This window comes from Arthrobacter sp. zg-Y20 (assembly GCF_030142075.1).
GTDB lineage: Bacteria > Actinomycetota > Actinomycetes > Actinomycetales > Micrococcaceae > Arthrobacter_B.
In genome coordinates, this window is sequence record NZ_CP126241.1 from 1,763,727 (window position 1) to 1,784,454 (window position 20,728).

A 20,728-nucleotide genomic window follows, 5' to 3' on the forward strand; every position below is an offset into this window, starting at 1 on the left:
AATTCGGCTGGCGCGTGGCTGTTTCTTCGTCCGCACCGCGCCCGCGGCGGCCTTCCGGACCTAGACTGAAGAGCTCAGGGGGAGGCGAAGCCCCGTGCGGGCTTGGCTGTATACGCCATACCAAGGGAGCATCCATATGTGCACAGGCATCAGGTTCTCGGACGGCAGCAACCTTTATTTCGCACGCAACCTCGACTGGACATCCGACTTCGGGGAACGGGTGGTGGTGACGCCCACCGGTTACGCCACCAAGTCGCCGTTCGGCGCGGTGCCCAAGATCCAGCACGCCGTTATCGGCATGGGCATTGTCCAGGAGGACACGCCGCTGTACTTCGACTGCGGCAACGACGCCGGCCTTGCCGTCGGCGGCCTGAACTTCCCGGGGTACGCGCAGTACGCGCCGGAACCGGTGCAGGGTGCCACCAACGTCGCAGCGTTCGAATTCCCGCTGTGGGTGGCCTCCCAGTTTGCCAGCGTTGACGAGGTCGAAGCCGCGCTGGACAAGGTGGTGATTGTCGACAAGCCGATCAACGACAAGTATCCGAGTTCATTGCTGCACTGGCTTATCGGCGACTCAACGCGGGCCATCGTCGTGGAACATACGAAGGACGGTATGCACGTCTTCCACGACGACGTAGACGTGCTGACGAACCAGCCCGGCTTCGACTGGCACCACGAGAACCTGCGCAACTACCTCAACGCCTCGTCCGCATTTCCCGAGGAAGTTGTGCTCAACCGGGCGCATCTGACCCCGTTCGGCTCGGGGTCACTGATGCGCGGGATCCCCGGGGACTACTACTCGCCGTCGCGGTTTGTCCGCGCGGCGTACGTGCATGCGAACTACCCGGAGCAAAGCACTGAGGAAGAGAACGTCAGCCGCGCGTTCCACACCTTGCAGCAGACCGCCATGGTCGCCGGCAGCGCTGCCATGGGGTCGGGGGAGTTTGAGATAACCACGTACACCGGCCTGTATTCGTCCCGGACCATGAGCTACTACTGGAACACCTACGACGACCCGGCCATCCAGAGCGTCCGGATGGCCGACCACAAGGCCGACGGATCGGACCTTGTGGTCATTAGCCCCGGCAGCTAAGCCAGGCGGGAGCGGACGATCTCGCTCACGGCCTTGCCATCGAACCGCCCTGCCACCTTGGCGGTCACCGGCTTCATCACCTGGCCCATCTGGCGCATGGACGGCTCAGTGCCTGCGGCGCGCAGGCCGGCGATGGCTTCGTCGACAATCGCTTCAACGTCTTCCCGGCCCAGTGGCGCGGGAAGGTAGGCCTCGATGACCTCCGCTTCGGCTTCCTCCGCGGCGGCGCGTTCGGTTTCGCCTGCCTCGGTGTAGATGCGGGCCGTGTCGCGGCGCTTAGCTGCTTCCTTCTGCAGCAGGGAAACCGTCTGCGCGTCGTCGAGCTCTACGGGAGTCTTCCCGGACTTTTCGCGGGTGGTGATTTCGCCCAGCACATTGCGCACCGTGGTGAGGGCAGTACGGTTGCCCGCCTTCATGTGCGTCTTCATGTCTGCCTGCAGCTGCTCTTTGAGCGTGGCCATAACCGATCCTCTTCCACTGGTGTGTTGCGTCCCTCCTATCGTCCCACCGGGTGACCCGCTGCTGCTCGGACCGCCTGCGTGGCGGGGGACACAGCGTCCGGAATCACACCCCAAAACCCCCCAAGTTGTCTTTAGCCAGTCAAAACAACTGATAGCGTTCTTGGTATGCAGACGGACCTGGAAGCGGATCGGCTGGCCGGAAAAATCCGGACAGCTGGACTGAAAGTCACTGCACAGCGCCTGGCGGTTTTGCGGGCGCTGGAGAACACCCCGCACTCCAGTGCGGACCGTGTTCTGGGTGTCGTCCGGGAAGAACTGCCGGCCATTTCGGCGCAGGCGGTTTACGGGATTCTGTCGGCTTTCACTGACGCAGGGGTAGCCCGGCGGATTGAACCCGCCGGATCACCCGCCCTGTACGAGTCCCGTGTGGGGGATAACCACCACCACCTCGTCTGCATCAGCTGCGGAACAATCCGCGACGTGGATTGCGTGATCGGCGAGGCGCCCTGCCTTGCCCCGTCGGATGACTCCGGCTTCACCGTAATTGCCGCCGAAGTAACCTTCAGCGGTGTCTGCAGCAGCTGCCGGCAACAGGCGGAATCCTCCGCCCGCTAAGCAGCACACCCGTCCGAAGCACCGGCGGGCCTTTCAATGGCGATTTTCCCTTTCCGGGCTGCACCATGCCCGGAATCCGCCTCGTCCCGGCCCGCGAAGCCGGCGGCAAAAACCCCGGCCCGAGTCTCACCGAACGCAATATCCGAGGAGAGAACTATGACCATCTTGATCAACCGACCCGCAGCAGCAACCACCACCCGGGAAACGAGCTACCGCGCCGCCCCGGCCGCCGCTTCATCCCGGCCCCTGGGCAGCTACACCACCCGCTACGACCGCCCGCAGGCAGCAGCCCGCCCCGAGGGCAGCTACGTCTCGGCCGCCAGCCAGGCAACGCGTGTCCGCGGCAGCTACACCCGCATGGAAGGTGCCGCACAGTGCAACCGTCCCGTGGGCACTTACACCCTCCGCGGCTAGGCTTCGAGGCCAGCCTGCGCCCCCGGCGATTACCGCCGGCCGTGCAACGGTAAGATGGGTGCTCGTTGTCCCGCGGGGCGAAGACCAACCCCTTGAGAGGACACCATGAGCCTGATCCGGCTGCAGGACGTCAACACTTCCTTCGAGAAGAAGCAGGTCCTGCGAGAAGCGTTCCTTCGGCTCGAACCCAAGGACCGGATCGGCCTGATCGGCCGCAACGGGTCCGGCAAGTCCACCATCCTCAAGCTTGTGCTGGGGCAGGTGGAGCCGGACTCGGGCACGGTAACCGTGGAAGCGGGGGTGAAGATCGGCTACTTCTCCCAGTTCTCGGAGCTCGACGGCGCTGCCAGCATCACCGAGGTCCTCGACGCCGTCTTCGGATCGGTCAAGGATGTGGAAGCCGAGTTGGCCCGCATCGACGGCGAGCTGTCCGGAAATCCCTCCGATAAGGAGATGGACCGCCTCATCCGGCGCCAGTCCGAACTGTTTGAAACCATGGACCGGCTGGACGGCTGGGACTATCCCCGGCGGATTGACACGGTCCTGACCACACTGGGGTTTACCGAGGCGCACCGGACCTGCCCCATTGACGCCCTGTCCGGCGGCTGGCGGAACCGGGCAGCGCTGGCGAAGATCCTGCTCGAGCAGCCCGACGTCCTGCTGCTTGACGAGCCCACCAACTACCTGGATGTGGCCGGCGTCGAATGGCTTGAAACCTGGTTCCGTGATTTCCGCGGCGCCGCCGTCATTGTCTCGCATGACCGGAAGTTCCTCGATGCCGTCGTCACCCGCATCGTGGAGGTGGAGAACTTCCACCTGCACGAATACCCGGGGAACTTCGCCGAATACGTGGTGCAGAAGCAGTTCCGGCTCAAGACGCTGCAGGCGCAGTTTGTCCACGAGGCCGAACTGCTGGCCTTTGAAGCAGAAGGCATAGCGGACCGCCGCGAGGCGGCCAAGGCCGGCGGCCGGTTGGGCACCCAGCTGGCCCGGATCAAGAAATCCCGCGCCCCGCGCCCGGTGGATGAAATCATCACGGCCATCTACGACGGGCTGCACGTCAAGGACGTCCTGGGCCGTTTCCGCGGACTGGCAAAGTCATATGGCGACAAGGTGCTGTTCTCCGACCTGAGCTTCGAAGTGAACAGGGGAGACCGCATTGCGGTGACTGGAACCAACGGCAGCGGCAAAACCACCCTGCTTCGCGTGCTCACCGGCGAGGAAGCTCCCGACGCCGGCGAGGTCAACTGGCCCAAGGGACCGTCCATGGTCTCCTACAACCAGATGCTCGCCGAACTCGACGACGACGACACCGTCACCCACGCCGTGAACTCCCTTCCCGGATCCCTGGCTTTCAGTGCGACGAAAAAGTCCGTGAACCGGTTCCTGACAATGTTCCAGTTCTCCGAAGCGGACCTGACCGCCAAAATCGGCAACCTGTCCGGCGGCCAGCGCGCCCGCGTAGCCATGGCACAGTGCCTGCTTTCCGGTGCCCCCGTACTGCTGCTGGATGAACCCACCAACCACCTTGACATGTCCAGCACCCAGGTCATGGAGCGGGCCCTGCTGCATTTCCCGGGAGCGGTCATTGTGGTCAGCCACGACCGGTTCTTCACCGAAAAAATAGCCACCCGCTGGTTCATTTTCGGTGCGGAAGGTTCTGCTCCCGGGCAAGTGGAGATCCGCGAAGGCTGACCCCTCCGGCACGCCGGTTCCGCGGGGCACCTGTTTGTGCGGCGAAAGCCGCGGTAATGTTCAGGCGGTGTTCGACGGACCCAGCCTCGTCTTTTTCGCCGCCGGATTGGCGGTGTTCATGGCCGCCGTGCTGCCCAAAATCCTGCGCGACATACCCGTGTCGATGCCCATGGTGTTCCTGGGCGCCGGCATCCTGGCCTTTACCGTGCTCCGGAACCTGCCGGATCCGGACCCGGTCCGGTACGCCGACGTCACCACGCACCTGACCGAAGTATGCGTCATCATCTCGCTGATGGGCGCCGGGCTCGCCCTGGACCGGCCCGTCGGGTGGCGGCGCTGGTCCACCACCTGGCGGATGCTCGGCCTTGCCATGCCGCTGACCCTGCTGGGACTGACCCTGCTGAACCTGTGGCTGCTCGGCGTCGGACTGGCTGCCGCAGTGCTGGTGGCCGCCGCCCTGGCGCCCACCGACCCGGTGCTCGCCTCCGAGGTGCAGGTGGGGGAGCCGGCCGATGACGAGGAAGAAGACGCCGAAGGGGAAGCAGAGGATGAAGTCCGCTTCGGGCTGACGTCAGAGGCCGGGCTGAATGACGGACTGGCGTTCCCCTTTGTGTACCTGGCGATTGCCCTGAGCGTGGTGGGCACCGCGCCGTCGGCATGGCTGCCGCACTGGCTTGCCGTTGATGTCCTCTGGCGGATTGGGATGGGCGTGCTCCTGGGCTTCGCCACCGGCAAGGGACTCAGCCGGATTTTCTTCTCCGCCCGGCTTGAGAGCATCCGGCTGTCCAACCACTCCGAAGGCTTCGTCGCCCTGGCCTCCACCTTCCTGGCCTACGGCATCACCGAGATGCTGGACGGCTACGGGTTTGTTGCCGTGTTTGTATGCGCCGTCACCATCCGTGCCGCCGAACGCACGCACGGCTACCACCGGGTGCTCCACAGCTACGTCGAGCAGCTGGAGCGGCTGCTCACAGTAGTGATCCTGGTGCTGCTGGGAGGGGCCATTGCCCGGGGGCTGCTGGCCGGCATCGGCTGGCGCGAAATAGCCGTGGCCGCGGCCTTCCTGCTGCTGGTACGGCCGCTGGCGGGCTGGATCAGCCTGCTTGGCGGCCGGCCCGGGCGCCGTGAACGGCTGGCCATTGCCTTCTTCGGCGTCCGCGGCATCGGCTCGCTGTACTACCTGGGCTATGCCCTGGGCAAGGGGAACTTTCCCGGCGGCGAGCAGCTGTGGGCGATGATCGGCCTGGTGGTAGCCTCCTCGATTGTCCTGCACGGCGTCACCGCCGCCCCGGTCATGAACCGGCTGGACCGCCTGCGCGAGCGGGTGGCGGAAGAGCGCTTCGGCGACGGCCGGCAGGCGCCGGACACCCCGGTCTAAGCCCGTCTCCACCAGCCGCTCTGGCAGCGACAGGCCGCCGTTGCTACCTTGGCGGGATGGATGCGCGCGTGCACGGCACGGAGGATCCCTGGCCCGCCGGACCGAGGGTGGCCCCGCCCGTGCTGATGGCCCAGAGCTGGGCCAATACGGTGTTCCTGCACTGGCGGATCGACCCGGCCGCGGCAGCCCCATATATGCCGCCGGGCGTGGAGCCCGATGTATACCGCGGGTCCAGCTACGTGGGCCTCATCGGCTTCCGGGCTCCGGAGACGCGGCTGTGCGGTGTCCGGGTGCCATGGTTCGGTTCATTCACGGAAATCAACGTCCGCCTGTATTCCCGCGGGCAGGACGGCAGCCGCGGGGTGCTGTTCCTGAGCCTGGACGCCTCACGCCTGGCGCCGGTGCTGGCGGCCCGCGCGCTGCGCATCCCCTATGTCTGGTCCCGCTGCCGGCCCACACGCTCGGGCTGGTCCTGGGGGTACGACGTCGAGCGGTTCCGCAGGCAGGCACGGTCCTCCTTCACGGCGGTACCCGACTATGCCAACCAGGCCGATGATGAGCTGTCCCTGTGGCTCAGCGCCCGCTTCGGGCTGCATTCCGCGTTTGCCGGGCGAACCGTATTCATTCCCATTTCGCACCGGCCCTGGCCGCTGCATCCGGCCCGGCTGACCCATTTCTACGACGAGCTGGTGCCTGCTGCCGGGCTGCCGGTATCCGGACCGCCGGACACCGTGCATTTCTCCACCGGGGTGCGGACACTGTTCGGGCGGCCCTGGCGGGTGGCTTGATTCCGGCGCAGTTCCCGGCGCAGTCCCTGTTCGCCGCGGTGCATCAGCATGCTGTGGGCGGCGGTGAAGACCGGCCGTGCCACCGGGGTGAGCAGCCGCATCCAGGGACGCGTGGGCGTGACCCGCCAGTCGATCAGCATGCGGGTCCGCTGCGGGACCCGGGGGTCGGGGGAGAGGCGGATCCGGCCGGTGCCGACCAGGTCGCCGCCGGCGTCGAACTCTATGAGGCGGGGGAAGTCCGCGCGCGTGGGCCGGATCGAGATGCTCAGCCGGTAGCCCAGGGCCGCCCTGAACTGCAGTGCCGCGGTGGTTGCCAGCAGGCGGGCGTCGTCGGTGCCCGTATCGGCTTCCGGGGCGGTTGTCAGCTCCTCGAGTGTGCATCCCGGCCACCAGCGCGGCCAGCTCATGTCGCTCCCGGCGACCAACGCCCAAATCTCTTCCGGACCGGCAGGGAGCAGCCAGCAGGAGGGCAGATTGTAGAGACCGGGCATCCCACCAGCATGCCATCCCGGCGCAGATGCCCGGAAAAGGCACCCGCACCGGGATGGCCGGCGGGATTACTCAGCTGAGGTAGTAGGGAACGGGCAGCTCCAGTCCCCGTTCAGCCATCACCTCACGCAACCGGGTGGGGTAATCGGTGATGAGGCCGTCCACGCCCAGATCCATCAGCGCATTCATGTCAGCCGTTTCGTTGACCGTCCACGGGATGACGGTCAGCCCCATTTCGTGGGCGTCGGCGATCATCTCGGGGGTGACGGTAGTGGCGATGGGGGAGACGACGTCGTACCCCTGGGCCGCAGCGGCCCGCGGAACTGAACCGCCAAAGTCGTCAATGTCGATCCCGCCCAGCTGGGGTGCCGCACCGGGCTGGCCGACCCCCAGCTCCTCGGCCGTACCGGCCAGAGCCACCAGCGTCAGGTCGGGGGCGGTTTGGGCCACGATATTCAGGGTGGACCAGTCGAAGGACTGGATGGTGGTCCGGGCGGACTTGCCCGCCTCCCGGACTTCGGCCACAACGGCCTCGGTCAGCGCGACGCTGGCCGGTCCTCCCGCCATTCCCTCTTCGACCTTGGTTTCCACATTGAACCGGACCGTGTCGGCACGGTACTGGTCGGCCAGGTCGTAGACGTCACTGAGTTCGGCGATGCGGTTGCCCTCCACCACGTCCTGTTCGGGGAACCCCGGCAGCTGCTGGTAGCCGCAGTCCAAGGTCTGCACCTGGGCCCAGCTCAGTTCCGCCACCCGGTCACCCACGTAGGGGAACTCGGGGTCCCCGGCACTGGCGGCACCCGTGTCGATGCATTTCTCGGGCTGGATGAGGTCGTCATGCCAGACGATGATCCGGCCGTCCTCGGTCAGGTGCGTGTCCAGTTCCAGGGTGCTCACACCGAGTTTCAATGAATGGGCGAAGGCGGCCAGCGATTCCTCGGTGTTTTCCCCTCGGCCGCCGCGGTGCGACTGCAGGTCAAAGTCCTGCTCCGTGCCGGAACGCATGACCTCAGTCATCACGTCGAAGATCCGGGTGTTCTCGTAGACGCCGGACAGCATTTCCGCGCCCGGACCCATGGCCGTCAGCGGCACGTCCTCGCCGGTGTGGCCGCCGGTTGTCCAGTCGATCCGGTACTGCTTGTCCGAACCTGCGACGCTGAAGGGTTCTTCCTGCACCGGGCTGTCCGGGTTGGTCTCGTCATTGAGCGGCTCAATTGCCATGCCGCCGGTCTCGTGGTCCCCAACCGTGATGAGCAGGGTATTGCCGTCCTGCTCGGCGAACTCCTTGGCCAGCGCCACGGACCGGTCGAACTGGATGCCCGATTCAATGGTGAGGGCTCCGTTGTTCACATGGCTGAAGGCGTCAATGCCCTCCTCCTCGACCATCAGGAAGAATCCGTTGTCGCCTTCTGTGCCGTCCAGCACGTCCAGGGCTTTCTGCGTCATTTCCGTCAGCGGTACTACGGGTTCGTACTGTGCCTCAACGTCGTCGCCGTACTGGAACATCTCCTCGTTGGCGAACAGCCCCAGGATCTTTCCGCCGTCGGCGGCCTGCAGTCCGGCCCGGTCCGAGACGTACTCGTAGCCCTGGTTCTGGGCCTCTTCGACGAGGTTGCCCTCGGTTCCGGCGCTTTCCTCGGACTCGTCCTCCGGCGGGTTGTCGGGGAACCGGCCCGGGTCACCTGCCGGGTACCAGTGGTCTTCTCCGCCGCCCAGGATGACTTCGGGGTGGGAGCTGCGAAGGAACTGGGCGGCGATGGCGCTCTGCTCATCCCGGTCCAGCACATGAGAGCCAAACGCCGCCGGGGTGGCGTCCGTAACCTGGCTTGTGGTGACCAGGCCCGTGGACTTCCCCAATCCTTCGGCGATCTCCAGTGCAGTGGTTACCGGCTGGCGGTTAATGTCCGTGCCGATGGCCCCGTTGTACGTCTTGACGCCGGTGGACATGGAGGTGGCTGCTGCAGCTGAATCGGTGACGAATGTTTCTTCATCAGCGGAGTTGGTGTGGACACGTCCCACCTCCGGGAGGGTGTCCATGGTGAGTTCGCCGGTGAGCCCCACGGAGGCCAGCCGGATAGCGTCTCGCTGGCTGGCGCCCATGCCGTCGCCGACCATCAGGATGACGTTCACCGATTCGTCGTTGTCCCCGTTGCCGCCGGTAGGGCTGGGAGTTGGGCTCGCCGTCGGGCTGGAGGTTTCGCTGGCGGTTGGACTGGATGTTGGAGTCGGCGAGCCGGTGGCTGTGCCGCTGGGTCCGGGGGAGCCGGTGGGATTTGCCGTTCCGCCCGTAGCCGGTATGCCCCCCATGCCGCATCCTGCCAGGACGCAGACGCTTAGTACCGCGGTGGATAATGCCGAAGCCGTCTTATTCATGTGGATTCCCCTGCGAGTGACTTGCCTTGGTCCCCCTGACGGGAGCCACACTCTGCACCGGCAGACAAGGTGTCAACAGAAGGCAGGGGTATTCGCGGGCAGCCTACTCGAAGGGGGCAGGATCTCCGGTGCCGCGGCGGACCACCTCGGGAGCGCCGCTGGAGAAGTCCACCACCGTGGTCAGGTCCGGGCCGCAGAAGCCGGAGTCGATCACGGCATCCACCTGGTGGTCCAGCCGTTCCTTGATCTCCCAGCCCTGAGTCATCGGTTCTTCGTCACCGGGCAGCAGCAGCGTGCTGGAAAGCAGGGGTTCGCCCAAGGCATCCAGCAGGGACTGGACCACGGCGTTGTCCGGGATGCGCACGCCTACGGTGCGCTTTTTGGGGTGCGACAGCCACCGGGGAACTTCCTTGACTGCCGGAAGGATGAACGTATAGCTGCCGGGGGTGGCGGCCTTGACGCTGCGGAACACCGAGTTGTCCAGCTGGACGAACTGCCCCAGCTGGGCGAAGTCCCGGCAAACCAGGGTGAAGTGGTGTTTGTCGTCCAGCTGCCGGATCTGCCGGATACGTTCCAGGCCCTCCCTGTTTCCCAGCTGGACGCCCAGGGCGTAGCAGGAGTCGGTGGGGTAGGCGATGAGTCCGCCGGAGCGGAGCATCTCCACAATCTGGTTAACGGACCGCGGCTGCGGATTCTCGGGGTGGACATCAAAGTATCTGGCCATGCTCAAAGCCTACCGGGACGGCTTGGCTACGCAGCCCGGAGCGCATAGGCGAGCGCTGACTCGGCCACGGATAGTTCATCTCCAGTCCGGCCGAAACCGGGCAGCGGCGCCGGCAATCGCGTTCCCGGTCCTGGCGGGGCGCCGGGCAGGGGCGGAGCAGCAGAGCAGTAGGTGTGGCCGGTGGGTGTGCGGGTTTCCACGGTGTGCGTTTCCACGGTATGCAGAGTGTGCCCGGACTTGTGGGGCAGCAGCACCGTCCGTGCCGACCAGCCCGGTGCTTCCTTTGCATGGTTGCATGCTTCGCACAGGCCCTGTCCGTTGTCACCGGTAGTGGGTCCGCCGTGGCGGTGCGGCCGCACATGGTCAATGTGCCGAATGGGTGCGCCGCACCAAGGCATACGGCAGGTCTGGTCCCGTGCGGCTATGAAGCGGGCCAGGGAAGCCGGAAACAGCCGCGCGCGGGAATCCATTGCTACCAGCTCACCGGTTTCCGGGGCTGTGTACAACCGGCGAATCCACGTCCGGGCGGTCTTGTCCGACCGCCTGGCCGAGGTGCTGTCCGCCTGGGCGTCTGCGCGCCCGTCTGCGCGGTTGCCCCCGTCCCCGGTACGTCCGCCGCCTTGCCGGCGGACCAGGTCCCTTGCCCACTGGGCCGGAACCGGACCGTACCCGGGCACAAGTGCCGGTTCGGACTCGCCGGCAAGCAGCGTTCGGTCCGTCATGACCAACTGGACCTCTACCCCCATTCGGCCGGCATCGGCGCGGCCCGTAATGCGTTCAACCAAGGTGTCCGCCATGATTTGCCCGCGTCCGCGGCTGTCACCGGAAGCCCGCAGCCGGTCCGCCTCGCGTGACAGGGCGGCATAAACGCCCACGCCCTGGCTGACCGGCAACAGTCCAGTCAGGTAAGTCATGGTGCCCGGGGCAGGACGGCACGAGACGAAGCGTTCCGAAGCGGCCTTGGCGGCCCGGTTTACCGAAGTCTGCGGATCCAGCCGGTAGCCGGCAGCCTTTGCCCGGGCGATGATCTGCCGGTCCCCGAGGGTCTCCAGTACCTTTGGATCCCCGGCGACCTCGCGGTCCACGGTGCGGCGGTCCGCAACGCTGAGACACGCAGTCTCACGTACGAGCAAGGTCGCGCGCCATTCACTGATCAGTCCGCGGCTCAAAGCGTCCAAGGTGCAGGGCATCTCGGCGGTGAGCGCTTTCGCGAAACCCAAGAGCCTGCCGCCCCGGTTGGCAGATTCCCTGCGGGCCAGCGCTATTTGGCCGGCGATACCCTTGCCCAACTGTTCCCGCGGCAGGCCGGACAACTCCTGCTTCTGCCGGTGCAACGCGTCAAACGCAGCGGCGGCACGCGCCTGGGCCGCCGCTGCAGCAGCTTTTAGTTCCTCGAGGGCACGGATGCGGTCGATGAGTTCAGTATCCCCGGCAGCGCGGTCAGTACCCCGGCCGAGGGAAGCCACCCACCCGCCCACCAGCTCGGCGGTAACCTCGACGGCTACCGCAGGAGGCGTCTTGGAAGGTGGGGTGGAAGCCTCCCGGCGATGAGGAAGAGGTGCAGAATCTTCGAACATGTGTTCGAGTCTATTTGTCCCTGGATTCGAATGCGAGAGGAAAAATACCTGACCTGCTACCCGGTTTCCGGGATAGAAATTGCTGGCCTAGATTCGCCATGAATGACCGCGGCTGCCTAGCTCTGCGGACATCTCCTCCACAGCCCCTGCGAGCGCCGCCAAACCCTTCGGTCCAACGTGGCCTTCCCCGTCTATCACCGTCAGTCGGCTGGAGGGCCAAAGCCGGTGCAGCTTGCAGGCGGTGTCCACCGGGCTGCCGACATCCTTCCGACCATGGATCAGCCGAGCAGGTATGCCGTTGAGCTCGTAGATCCGGGGCAGAATCGCCTCGGCGCCCGGGAGGAACCCGTCCTGCGCCCAGTACCGGGTCACCAGGAGGGCGAAACTCACCAAGCTGCGCTCGCCGTCGAACCGGGGAGCAGCGGACGCGGATGTTTTGGAACCGGCCGGCCCCGCTGTTTCCAGAGCTGCGACGGCGGATTCCCACCGGTCCCAAGCTAGCACCGCAGCGAGGGCGTCCGTACGGTCCGGACCTGCCAGGCGGCGGGCATAGGCCTCCACTGTCCGCTCATGCGGCAGGGCGCGGGCATCCCTGATGAACTCCTCCAGGGCCTTCGGGCAGAAACGTCCGACGCCGCCGGTGATCCAGTCGATTTCGGCACGGCTGGTGGTGGTCACCGCGGCCATGGCAAGGCCCAGCACCCGGTCCGGATGCCGGAGGGCATATGCCATGGCCAGGGTGCTGCCCCAGGATAGTCCGGTCACGATCCATGCAGGGAACCCCAGCTCGGCCCGCACGGCTTCGATGTCCTCGATCAACTGCTGGGTGGTGTTCAGGTGCAGGTGCGCCAAGTCGTCTTGGACGGCGGGGGTGCTGCGGCCGCATCCGCGCTGGTCTATGCCGACGGTGAAAAAACGGGACGGATCGTGCCGCCTTCGGTAACCGCCGGACCCAAGCGAACTGCCGGGACCGCCGTGCAGGTACAGGACCGGGATGCCGGCCGGATTGCCGCTCGCTTCCCAGTAGATCCGGGCGTGCGGTACGGCTACCCAACCGCTGCGGTGCTGGCCCTGCTGATTCCCCATCCGACTAAGGTACGGCACGCACTGATTTCCCCATGCCCCGCCGCAGCTGCCGGACGGAGTGGGCTGCGGTCTTGAGCCGGGTGCCGGAATACGGGATTCCCCCGCACAGCCGCCGGGCCGCCGCAAGCCACACGCACACAGCCCGCTCAGCAACCCAGGCGGGCGCCCACAGTGCCGCCGTCGGCCCGAACACGTGCGTGCCGCCGTCGCGCCGCCGCCCGTATTCCGCCGCCGCCACGGCCGCTGCGCCAAAGGGCAGCAGCCGTACCGGCCGGCGCAGGCACCATGCCAGCACCGGAAGGAGCGCCAGCTCTGCGGCGAACCGCACGGGCTGGGCCAAACCGTCGTAGGCCTGCCGGACGCGCTGCCGCAGGAAGTGCCGGGTGGAGCAGGGGAGCCGGGCCACAAAGAGGTCATCGGCCCGTACTTCCACACCGCCCGCGGCCCGCACCGTCCGCAGCAGCTCGAGGTTCTCGAACAATACACCGCCGCTGTACCCGCCCGCCCGCCGGAGAGTCCCGGCCCGCACCGCCATGGTCCCGGGATAGTCCGACCCGAAGGCCCGGTTCAGCAGCGTCCGGCCGGTGTCCCATTTCGCGTGCCACGGCAGCGGGGGCGGGAAGTAGTTCTGCGGGCGGACGACGTCGGCCCCCTCCAGCAGTTCGAGGATCCGGGACAGTCCTGCCGGAGTAAAGCGGACGTCGTCGTCGGCAATGACCAGGTTGGCGGCCTGCGTGAGGTCCAAACCCGTCAGGAGCCCGTCCACCTTCCCGTTGCGGCATTCCGGATGCTTGGGCCGGCAGTGCCGCACTGCCGGCGGGAAGGCGCGGGCGTGCGAGGCAAAGTGCTCCACGTCCGAGCCGTCCACCACCAGGACCGGCAGCTGCGCGGCCAGCTCTGCCAAATACCCGCACAGCTCGTCCAGTCCGTCGTCAGTGCTCCATTTCAGCGGCAGGATGTACTCAGCGTCCAGCACGGGGCGGGCTTCCATGGCAGCGAAGATAACCCCACCGCGGTTGGTAAGCAACCTTAGTAATTACCGCGTGTCCCCGTGCGGCCGGCCGGCCCGGTCCGTAGAGTGGAAGCAAATGGAGGAACCCGACTATTTCGCCGGAGACTCCCGCAGCATGCGTGAACGGCTGCGGCGGGGGACCTGTTAGGAACGCATGCTTTTTATCCTTGGATTCAAGACCGTTGCCCGCGCCCTGTTCTCCCGGCCGGCCACCTGCCAATACTGCGGCGCCTATGCGCCGCAGCAGGTGGAGGAGCGCGCCAACCGGCTCACGCTGTTCTTCATTCCGGTCCTCACCACCAGCCGCCGCTATGCCTTCACCTGCTCCAACTGCGGGCAGAGCACCGGGATCAGCCGCATGCAGAAAATCGCGCTGCAGCGCGGCTAGAACCCGCAACGCCACCTCCCCGAAACCGTCCCGGGACTCTCCGTGTGTGCCCGGTGTCCCCGGCGCGCCGGAAAAATCAATAGAATGAATTAAGCACAACAGCTGCCGGCCCTGTTCTGGCCGCACCACAGACTTCCGGAATGCCGCCGTACGGCTGCCGTTCCACCCTGCAATTTGATCCCCGACGAAAGAACTACATCCGTGAATAGAACACCTGCCGTCCTCAAAGCCCCCCGGGAACTCGCCAAGGGAACCATGCGAGTGATGAACCTGGGCGGCCTCGGCGAAATCGGCAGGAACATGACCGTTTTCGAATTCGACGGCAAGCTCCTGATTGTTGACTGCGGCGTGCTCTTCCCTGAGGAAGAACACCCCGGCGTCAACCTGATCCTGCCCGACTTCACCGCCATCCGCGACCGCCTGCAGGACGTCGTCGCCGTCGTGCTGACGCACGGCCACGAAGACCACATTGGCGGCGTGCCGTACCTGCTGCGCGAACGTTCGGACATCCCCATTGTCGGTTCCAAGCTGACGCTGGCCTTCATCGAGGCCAAGCTGAAGGAACACCGGATCAAGCCCAAGCTGATCCAGGTCAAGGAAGGCGACCGGCGCACCATCGGCGGCTTCGACCTGGAATTCCTGGCCGTGAACCACTCCATCCCCGACGGCCTGGCCATCGCCATCCGCACTGCCGCAGGCTTGGCCCTGCACACCGGTGACTTCAAGATGGACCAGTTCCCGCTGGACCGCCGCATCACCGACCTGACCGGTTTCGCCCGGTTGGGCGTGGAAGGCGTGGACCTGTTCCTCACTGACTCCACCAACGCCGAAGTTCCCGGCTTCATGGCCTCGGAAAAGGAACTGGCGCCGGCCATCGACACCGTGTTCCGCACCGCTCCGCGCCGGATCATCGTCTCCAGCTTCGCCAGCCACATCCACCGCATCCAGCAGGTCATCGACGCTGCGTCGCGCTACAACCGCAAGGTGGCCTTCGTTGGCCGCTCGATGATCCGCAACATGACCATCGCCGAGGAACTGGGCTACCTGAACATCCCCAAGGGGATCCTGGTGGACTTCAAGTCCCTGCAGCGCACCGATGACCACAAGGTCGTCCTGATCTGCACCGGTTCCCAGGGTGAGCCCATGGCGGCGCTGTCCCGCATGGCCAACAACGACCACCAGATCCGCATCCACGAGGGCGACACCGTGCTGATGGCCAGCTCGCTGATCCCGGGTAACGAGAACGCCATCTACGGCATCATCAACAACCTGACAAAGATCGGCGCCAACGTAGTGCACAAGGGCAATGCCAAGGTGCACGTCTCCGGTCACGCCAGCGCCGGCGAACTCGCCTACTGCTACAACATCGTCAAGCCGCGCAACGTGATGCCGGTGCACGGCGAATGGCGCCACCTCAAGGCCAACGGAGCCATCGCAGAGGCGACCGGAATGGATCCCCGCGACGTGGTCCTCGCGGAAAACGGCATGACCGTTGACCTGCGCCGCGGCCGTGCCACGATTTCCGGCAAGCACCAGGTGGACCTGGTCTTCGTGGACGGCGACAGCGTCGGCCACACCACCGAGGAGACCCTGAAGGAACGCATGCAGCTGGCCGAGGAAGGCGCCGTGACGGTGCTGGCCCTGGTCGACGCCGACACCGGCACCATCGCCGAGCCGGCCGAGTTCTTCACCAAGGGCTTCACCATCAAGTCCGAGGACCTGAGCAAGGGTGAGGAAGCCGTGGAGAAGGCCCTGGCCAACGCTGCGTCCGGCAACCGCCGCGGACCCAAGGGCGAGGACCTCGAAGACGTCATCGAGCGCGCCGTCGCGAACTGGATGCGCCGCTTCTACAACCGCACCCCGGCGATCACCGCGATCGTCGTCGACGCGTAGCAGGATCCGCTCCGGATCCGCTGCTCCGGCCCGCTGCCCAACGGCGGCGGGCCGGAGCCCGTTAAGGGCGGATTCGGTGTGATCTTGTTCTCGCACCTCAAAGGCGGCAGTGCCGCTGCGAACCATCCGGCAGGCACCGCGGCCCTCACCGGATCCCTGTTCCGGCGCGGAATAGGCAGGGGTCCGACGCCGATGCACACATCGCGGGTTATACCTGCGGCTGCAACCGGGGTCAAAAGCGTTCACAGGATGACCCGATAACTTAGCCGGATGCAAGCCCCTAAAACCTCCTTCCTGGAACGACTCAGCATGCCCGGTCGGCTGGTCGCGTTTCTCCTCGTAAGCCTGGTTGCAGGCGTGCTGGCCGCGGCCACCCTGATTCCCGTAGCCGCCGTGGCTGCCACCGGCACCGACATGGGCGTTGAAGTGCTGGACCAGCTGCCGGACGAGCTCGAAACCGGGCCGTTGGACGAAGGATCGAAGATCTACAGCGCCGACGGCGTGCTGCTGGCCACGTTTTACGCCGAGAACCGGGTGCCGGTGAAGCTCGATGCCATCTCGCAGAACATGCAGGACGCGATCGTCTCCATCGAGGATGCGCGGTTCTTCGAGCACAACGGCATCGACTTTAAGGGCGTGGCCCGGGCTTTTGCCTCCAATGCCAGCGGCAGCGATACACAGGGCGCTTCCACCCTGACCATGCAGTACGTCAACAACGTCCTCATCAGCCGGGACATTGCAGCAGGCAAGGGCGGCAGCGACCTGACGCTGAGCGGCACCAAGGACCTGGGCGATAAGCTGCGCGAAGCAAAACTCTCCGTCGCCGTCGAAAACCAGTACTCGAAGGAAGAGATCCTTGAGGGCTATCTGAACATTGTGCTCTTCAGCGGCCAGACCTACGGCGTGGAAGCCGCAGCGCGCAGCTTCTTCGGTGTATCGGCCGCGGAGCTGACTCCGGCGCAGTCGGCCATGCTGGCCGGCATGGTGCAGTCACCCAGCGTGTACAACCCCTTCACCAACCCGGAAGGCACCCAGGAGCGCCGCGACACCGTGCTGGCCGCAATGCTGAAAAACGGGAAGATCAGCCAGGCCGAATACGACGAAGCCGTGGCGACGGGGCTGAACCTGAATCCGCAGACCGTCACGTCCGGCTGCACCGGCGCGGAGAATGCCCAGTACTTCTGCAGCTATGTGGAACAGACCGTCCTGCAGTCGGACGCTTTCGGCTCCAGCGTGAAGGAGCGGGCACGGCTCCTGGCCCGCGGCGGGCTGACCATCCGCACCACACTCGATTCCCGCCTGCAGGCCGAGGCGCAAAAACAGATTGAGGCCCAGGTTCCCGTGGGGGATCCTTCCGGTGCCGGGTCCTCCCTCGTGTCGGTGGAACCGGGCACGGGAAAGATCCTGGCCATGGCGCAGAATACCGAATACACCCCCGAGCCGGGCACAGGACGGACGCAGCTGAACTTCAACGTGGATGCCGACATGGGCGGCACGCCGTACGGGTTCCAGCCCGGATCCACCATGAAGCCGTTCACCACCGCAGAGTGGCTGCAGTCCGGCCACGGGCTCAATGACACCATCGACGCCAGCCGCACGTCCTACCCGGCCGGCTTCAAGTGGAAGGCCAGCTGCCTGGGCGGCAGTGCCGAGTTCGACGAGTGGAAGTTCAAGAACGCTTCCGAGGGCTATGAGCGGTCCATGACCGTAAGCCAGGGGCTGACCTCATCCGTCAACACCGCCACCGTGGCGCAGGCCGCTCAGCTGGACCTGTGCGACATCCGCGATACTGCCACCAGCATGGGCATCCACCGCGCCGTGGACGGGGAGCCGCTGGAAGTCACCAGCCCCTCCTTCGTGCTCGGCGGGCAGGAAGTATCCCCGCTGACCATGGCTTCGGCCTATGCCACGTTTGCTTCCGGGGGTCAGTACTGCGAGCCGACTGCCCTCACCGAGGTCACCGACCGGCAGGGCAGTGCCTACGACATTCCTGAACAGGACTGCAGGCAGGCCATCTCGGCCGACGTCGCCGCAGCGGTCACGCTGCCCCTGCAGAACCTGGTCAAGGGTTCACCGGGAAGCATCCACCCCATCGGAGTTCCCGCGGCGGCGAAAACCGGCACCACTGACTTGTCCGAACAGACGTGGACGGTCGGCTACACCACCGGGATCGCCACCGCGTCCTGGGTGGGCAACTGGAATTCCTACTCGTCGCTGAACAACCAGGAGATCAACGGCGTGACCCGCTCCTACGTTGACGGTTCCGCCTTGGCCGGTGCGCAGTGGACCGGCTACATGAGCTCGATCGCCGCGCTGTACGACGCCGAGGCGTTCCCCTCGGTGCCGAACAGCATGCTTTAGGCGGTGCTAACGACGGCGGCCGCGGCTAGATGCTGCAGGTACCCGTGTAGGGATCACACAGTGACTGACCGGTGGGGACGGCAAAAACGCCGTCTCCGCCGGACACCAGCCGAAGTGCACCCATCTCCTCCAGCGACGTGAGCACGTTCAGTGTTTCAACGCCGCCAAGATCGAATTCCTCTGCGACGTCCTGCGGCTGCACCCGGCCGTAGCGCCGTACGTAGTCAATGACTTTCTGCTGCAGGGGATCAGCGGCGGTGCGCTGGTTGCCGATCTGTTCAAGTGCCATGGGGTCCTTCGCTTTCTGGTTGGTTCCATCTGCTTAAGCGCCAGCGGAGCGGCAGGAATTCCCCGCACGGGCGCCAACTCAGCGAAGGCTGCGGTCGCCGGGATCCACGGCCGCCATGATCCTGCGGCCGATTTCCCCCATCTGCCGCTGCTGCGCGCGGGTCAGGGGATCAAAGGCCAGTGAGCGCACTTCCTCCACGTGCCCGGGTGCCGTGGCTACTACCTTTTCCCAGCCTTCATCCGTGAGCGTCGCCAGCGTGGAGCGGCCGTCCCGCGGGTCGGGCGCGCGGGTGATCCAGCCCCGCTTCTGCAGGCGGCTGACAACTTGGGACAGCCGGGGCAGCCCGGACGAGGCAAGGACGGCCAGGGATCCCATGCGCAGGGTGCGGTCCGGTGCCTCGGAAAGGGCAGAGAGCACCACGTATTCGAAGTGGCTGATGCCTGCGTCGCGCTCCAGCTGCCTGTCCAGTGCACCCGGAAGGCGCAGCAGGACACTCGCGAATGCCTGCCAGGCCGCCTGTTCCTCCTCGTTGAGCCACCGCGTAGGTCCGGTACCTGCGGGGGATACGGCGGGGGATGCTCCGGTTGCTGCTGCGTCTTTGCGGGCGGCGGATTCCATGCGGGCAGACTAACACCGGGTGGTTAATCCCTGAAGAAAAAGTTCCTGCCGATCACTTGTAGGTTGAACTAAACCGCAGTACCGTTTCGTTCACGCTTGAACCAATCCGGCAGGAGAAACCATGACCATCGCAGTATTCGGTGCCACCGGCCAGCTGGGCCGCCTCACGCTGGCGGCCCTGCGGGACCGCGGCGTGCCCGCGGACGGAATCCGTGCGCTGGGACGTAACCAGGCAGTGCTGGATCAACTTTCGGAGGAAGGATTCGACACCTTCAGGATCGAACTGGATGAACCGGACAACCTGCGCCGCCCTTTGGCCGGGGTGGAAAGCGTCCTGCTGATTTCGGCCAGCGACATCGGCCGCCGCGTGCCCCAGCACCGGGCGGCCATCCAGGCAGCGCTCGACGCCGGGGTGCGCCGGCTGGTGTATACCTCGGCGCCCGGAGCCAGCACCGTACCCGGCATTTCCACCGAGCACAGGGCAACCGAAGCCTTCCTGGCCGACGTCGGGCTGCCGGCCACCGTGCTGCGCAACAACTGGTACACCGAGAATTACCGTGCCGACTTTGAGCAGGCCAGAACGGACGGCGTGATCCTCAACAGTGCCGGCTCAGGGGGTATCCCCAGTGCAACCCGGGCCGACTATGCCGAGGCGGCCGCAGCAGTTCTCACCACCGCAGGACATGAGGGAGCGGTCTATGAGCTCGCCGGAGACACCGCCTGGACGTGGGACGGGTTTGCCGCCGCCGCTGCAGAAGTCCTCGGCAGCCCCGTGACGTACCGCCCCGTCAGTCCTGATGAGCAGCGGAGGATGCTGCTGGACGCGGGCGTGCCCGCTCAAATGGCCGAAGCAGTGCTGGCCATGGATGCCAACGCGCGTGACGGCCTGCTTGAGCACACCACCGGAGACCTCAGCCGGCTCCTCGGCCGGCCCGCCACGCCGCTCAGGGACACCCTCAAGTCCTGGGCCTGACAGCCGCGCCACTTTCCGCACCGCCAGTTCACCACAACCTAAGGAGCAACCATGAGCTCTGCAAGTTCCCGGACCGCAGCCGCCCGAACCTCCGGTTCCAACCGCCCGCTGCTGCTGACCCTCGTCATCGTTGGCGCAGCGGCACTGAACCTCGTGCTCTTTTTCGTCTTCCGGGCCGCCGGTGCGGAGTACGCGAACGCGTCCGGGATGGTGGTGGGTGCAGCAAATGTGCTGATCATGTCGGTGGTGCCCCTGCTGATCGGGCTGGTTGCCGTTGTGCTCCTGTCCCGGCGCTGGCCCTCCCTGCTCCGGATTGGCCGGTGGGCCGGTGCTGCCCTGGCGCTGCTGACCATTGGCATGACGGCTGCGGCCGGGTTCGACACCCTCGGCTTCGCCGGACTGGCCCTGATGCATGTGGTGGTCGCAGCCGGCGTGCTGGTTGCCCTGCGGCCGGGAGTGCCCGCGCAGCGGTAAGGGTACTGATGGTGGCAGACTGGTACC

General features: G+C 66.0%; 20 protein-coding genes. 11 read left to right on the forward strand and 9 right to left on the reverse strand.

Going from position 1 to position 20,728, the window contains the following annotated elements; all coding sequences use genetic code 11:
• Positions 1-136: 136 nt before the first annotated feature.
• On the forward strand, positions 137-1,093 hold the full coding sequence (gene bsh, locus QNO06_RS08515; RefSeq protein WP_227911196.1) for a choloylglycine hydrolase: 957 nt from the start codon (positions 137-139) through the stop codon (positions 1,091-1,093).
• Here the strand turns inward: bsh and QNO06_RS08520 are convergent.
• Complete coding sequence (locus QNO06_RS08520) at positions 1,090-1,554, reverse strand: GatB/YqeY domain-containing protein (RefSeq protein ID WP_227911197.1); 465 nt, start codon at positions 1,552-1,554, stop codon at positions 1,090-1,092. The two genes, bsh and QNO06_RS08520, sit on opposite strands and share 4 nt — an antisense overlap.
• Positions 1,555-1,719: 165 nt before the next feature.
• Between QNO06_RS08520 and QNO06_RS08525 the strand changes: the two genes are divergently transcribed.
• The 5 genes from QNO06_RS08525 (at position 1,720) to QNO06_RS08545 (ending at position 6,444) form a co-directional block, all read left to right on the forward strand.
• Positions 1,720-2,169: a Fur family transcriptional regulator gene (locus QNO06_RS08525; RefSeq protein ID WP_227911198.1), complete on the forward strand. Its 450-nt coding sequence runs from the start codon at positions 1,720-1,722 to the stop codon at positions 2,167-2,169.
• Positions 2,170-2,325: 156 nt separating this feature from the next.
• Positions 2,326-2,583, forward strand: a complete 258-nt coding sequence (locus tag QNO06_RS08530; protein ID WP_227911199.1) for a hypothetical protein — start codon at positions 2,326-2,328, stop codon at positions 2,581-2,583.
• Positions 2,584-2,688: 105 nt separating this feature from the next.
• The gene (locus QNO06_RS08535) at positions 2,689-4,278 is read left to right on the forward strand and encodes an ABC-F family ATP-binding cassette domain-containing protein (RefSeq protein ID WP_227911200.1); all 1,590 of its coding nucleotides are present in this window, start codon (positions 2,689-2,691) and stop codon (positions 4,276-4,278) included.
• Between the two features lie 67 nt (positions 4,279-4,345).
• Positions 4,346-5,656: a cation:proton antiporter gene (locus QNO06_RS08540; protein WP_227911201.1), complete on the forward strand. Its 1,311-nt coding sequence runs from the start codon at positions 4,346-4,348 to the stop codon at positions 5,654-5,656.
• 56 nt (positions 5,657-5,712) lie between these two features.
• Entirely contained in the window at positions 5,713-6,444 is a 732-nt protein-coding gene (locus QNO06_RS08545; protein ID WP_227911202.1) for a YqjF family protein, read from the forward strand.
• Here the strand turns inward: QNO06_RS08545 and QNO06_RS08550 are convergent.
• The 6 genes from QNO06_RS08550 to QNO06_RS08575 all read right to left on the reverse strand — a co-directional run bounded on the left by QNO06_RS08550 (position 6,333) and on the right by QNO06_RS08575 (position 13,684).
• On the reverse strand, positions 6,333-6,935 hold the full coding sequence (locus QNO06_RS08550) for an SRPBCC family protein (protein WP_227911203.1): 603 nt from the start codon (positions 6,933-6,935) through the stop codon (positions 6,333-6,335). The genes QNO06_RS08545 and QNO06_RS08550 overlap by 112 nt on opposite strands.
• A gap of 70 nt (positions 6,936-7,005) precedes the next feature.
• The gene (locus QNO06_RS08555) at positions 7,006-9,240 is read right to left on the reverse strand and encodes an alkaline phosphatase (protein WP_227911204.1); all 2,235 of its coding nucleotides are present in this window, start codon (positions 9,238-9,240) and stop codon (positions 7,006-7,008) included.
• A 169-nt stretch (positions 9,241-9,409) separates the two neighbouring features.
• Complete coding sequence (locus tag QNO06_RS08560; RefSeq protein WP_227911205.1) at positions 9,410-10,030, reverse strand: L-threonylcarbamoyladenylate synthase; 621 nt, start codon at positions 10,028-10,030, stop codon at positions 9,410-9,412.
• Positions 10,031-10,056: 26 nt separating this feature from the next.
• Positions 10,057-11,607, reverse strand: a complete 1,551-nt coding sequence (locus QNO06_RS08565; RefSeq protein ID WP_227911206.1) for an HNH endonuclease — start codon at positions 11,605-11,607, stop codon at positions 10,057-10,059.
• 87 nt (positions 11,608-11,694) lie between these two features.
• Complete coding sequence (locus QNO06_RS08570) at positions 11,695-12,693, reverse strand: alpha/beta fold hydrolase (RefSeq protein WP_227911207.1); 999 nt, start codon at positions 12,691-12,693, stop codon at positions 11,695-11,697.
• A gap of 4 nt (positions 12,694-12,697) precedes the next feature.
• Positions 12,698-13,684 (reverse strand): glycosyltransferase family 2 protein, encoded by a 987-nt coding sequence (locus QNO06_RS08575; protein WP_227911208.1) that lies wholly within the window; start codon positions 13,682-13,684, stop codon positions 12,698-12,700.
• A 175-nt stretch (positions 13,685-13,859) separates the two neighbouring features.
• Here QNO06_RS08575 and QNO06_RS08580 point away from each other — a divergent pair, with 175 nt between their 5' ends.
• From QNO06_RS08580 to QNO06_RS08590, 3 genes are all read left to right on the forward strand, one after another.
• Positions 13,860-14,093 carry a zinc-ribbon domain-containing protein gene (locus tag QNO06_RS08580; protein ID WP_227911209.1) on the forward strand — a complete coding sequence of 78 codons (234 nt, stop codon included), beginning with the start codon at positions 13,860-13,862 and terminating at the stop codon, positions 14,091-14,093.
• A 255-nt stretch (positions 14,094-14,348) separates the two neighbouring features.
• Complete coding sequence (locus tag QNO06_RS08585) at positions 14,349-15,986, forward strand: ribonuclease J (protein WP_227911288.1); 1,638 nt, start codon at positions 14,349-14,351, stop codon at positions 15,984-15,986.
• A gap of 270 nt (positions 15,987-16,256) precedes the next feature.
• On the forward strand, positions 16,257-18,347 hold the full coding sequence (locus QNO06_RS08590) for a transglycosylase domain-containing protein (RefSeq protein WP_227911210.1): 2,091 nt from the start codon (positions 16,257-16,259) through the stop codon (positions 18,345-18,347).
• Positions 18,348-18,372: 25 nt separating this feature from the next.
• Here QNO06_RS08590 and QNO06_RS08595 read toward each other — a convergent pair whose 3' ends face one another.
• Both QNO06_RS08595 and QNO06_RS08600 read right to left on the reverse strand, forming a co-directional pair.
• Entirely contained in the window at positions 18,373-18,636 is a 264-nt protein-coding gene (locus QNO06_RS08595) for a helix-turn-helix domain-containing protein (protein ID WP_227911211.1), read from the reverse strand.
• A gap of 78 nt (positions 18,637-18,714) precedes the next feature.
• On the reverse strand, positions 18,715-19,254 hold the full coding sequence (locus QNO06_RS08600) for a MarR family winged helix-turn-helix transcriptional regulator (RefSeq protein ID WP_227911212.1): 540 nt from the start codon (positions 19,252-19,254) through the stop codon (positions 18,715-18,717).
• Positions 19,255-19,375: 121 nt separating this feature from the next.
• On the opposite strand from QNO06_RS08600, the gene QNO06_RS08605 reads away from it, so the two are divergent.
• The gene (locus QNO06_RS08605; RefSeq protein WP_227911213.1) at positions 19,376-20,227 is read left to right on the forward strand and encodes an SDR family oxidoreductase; all 852 of its coding nucleotides are present in this window, start codon (positions 19,376-19,378) and stop codon (positions 20,225-20,227) included.
• A gap of 51 nt (positions 20,228-20,278) precedes the next feature.
• Positions 20,279-20,701 carry a DUF6069 family protein gene (locus QNO06_RS08610; RefSeq protein ID WP_227911214.1) on the forward strand — a complete coding sequence of 141 codons (423 nt, stop codon included), beginning with the start codon at positions 20,279-20,281 and terminating at the stop codon, positions 20,699-20,701.
• Positions 20,702-20,728: the final 27 nt, after the last annotated feature.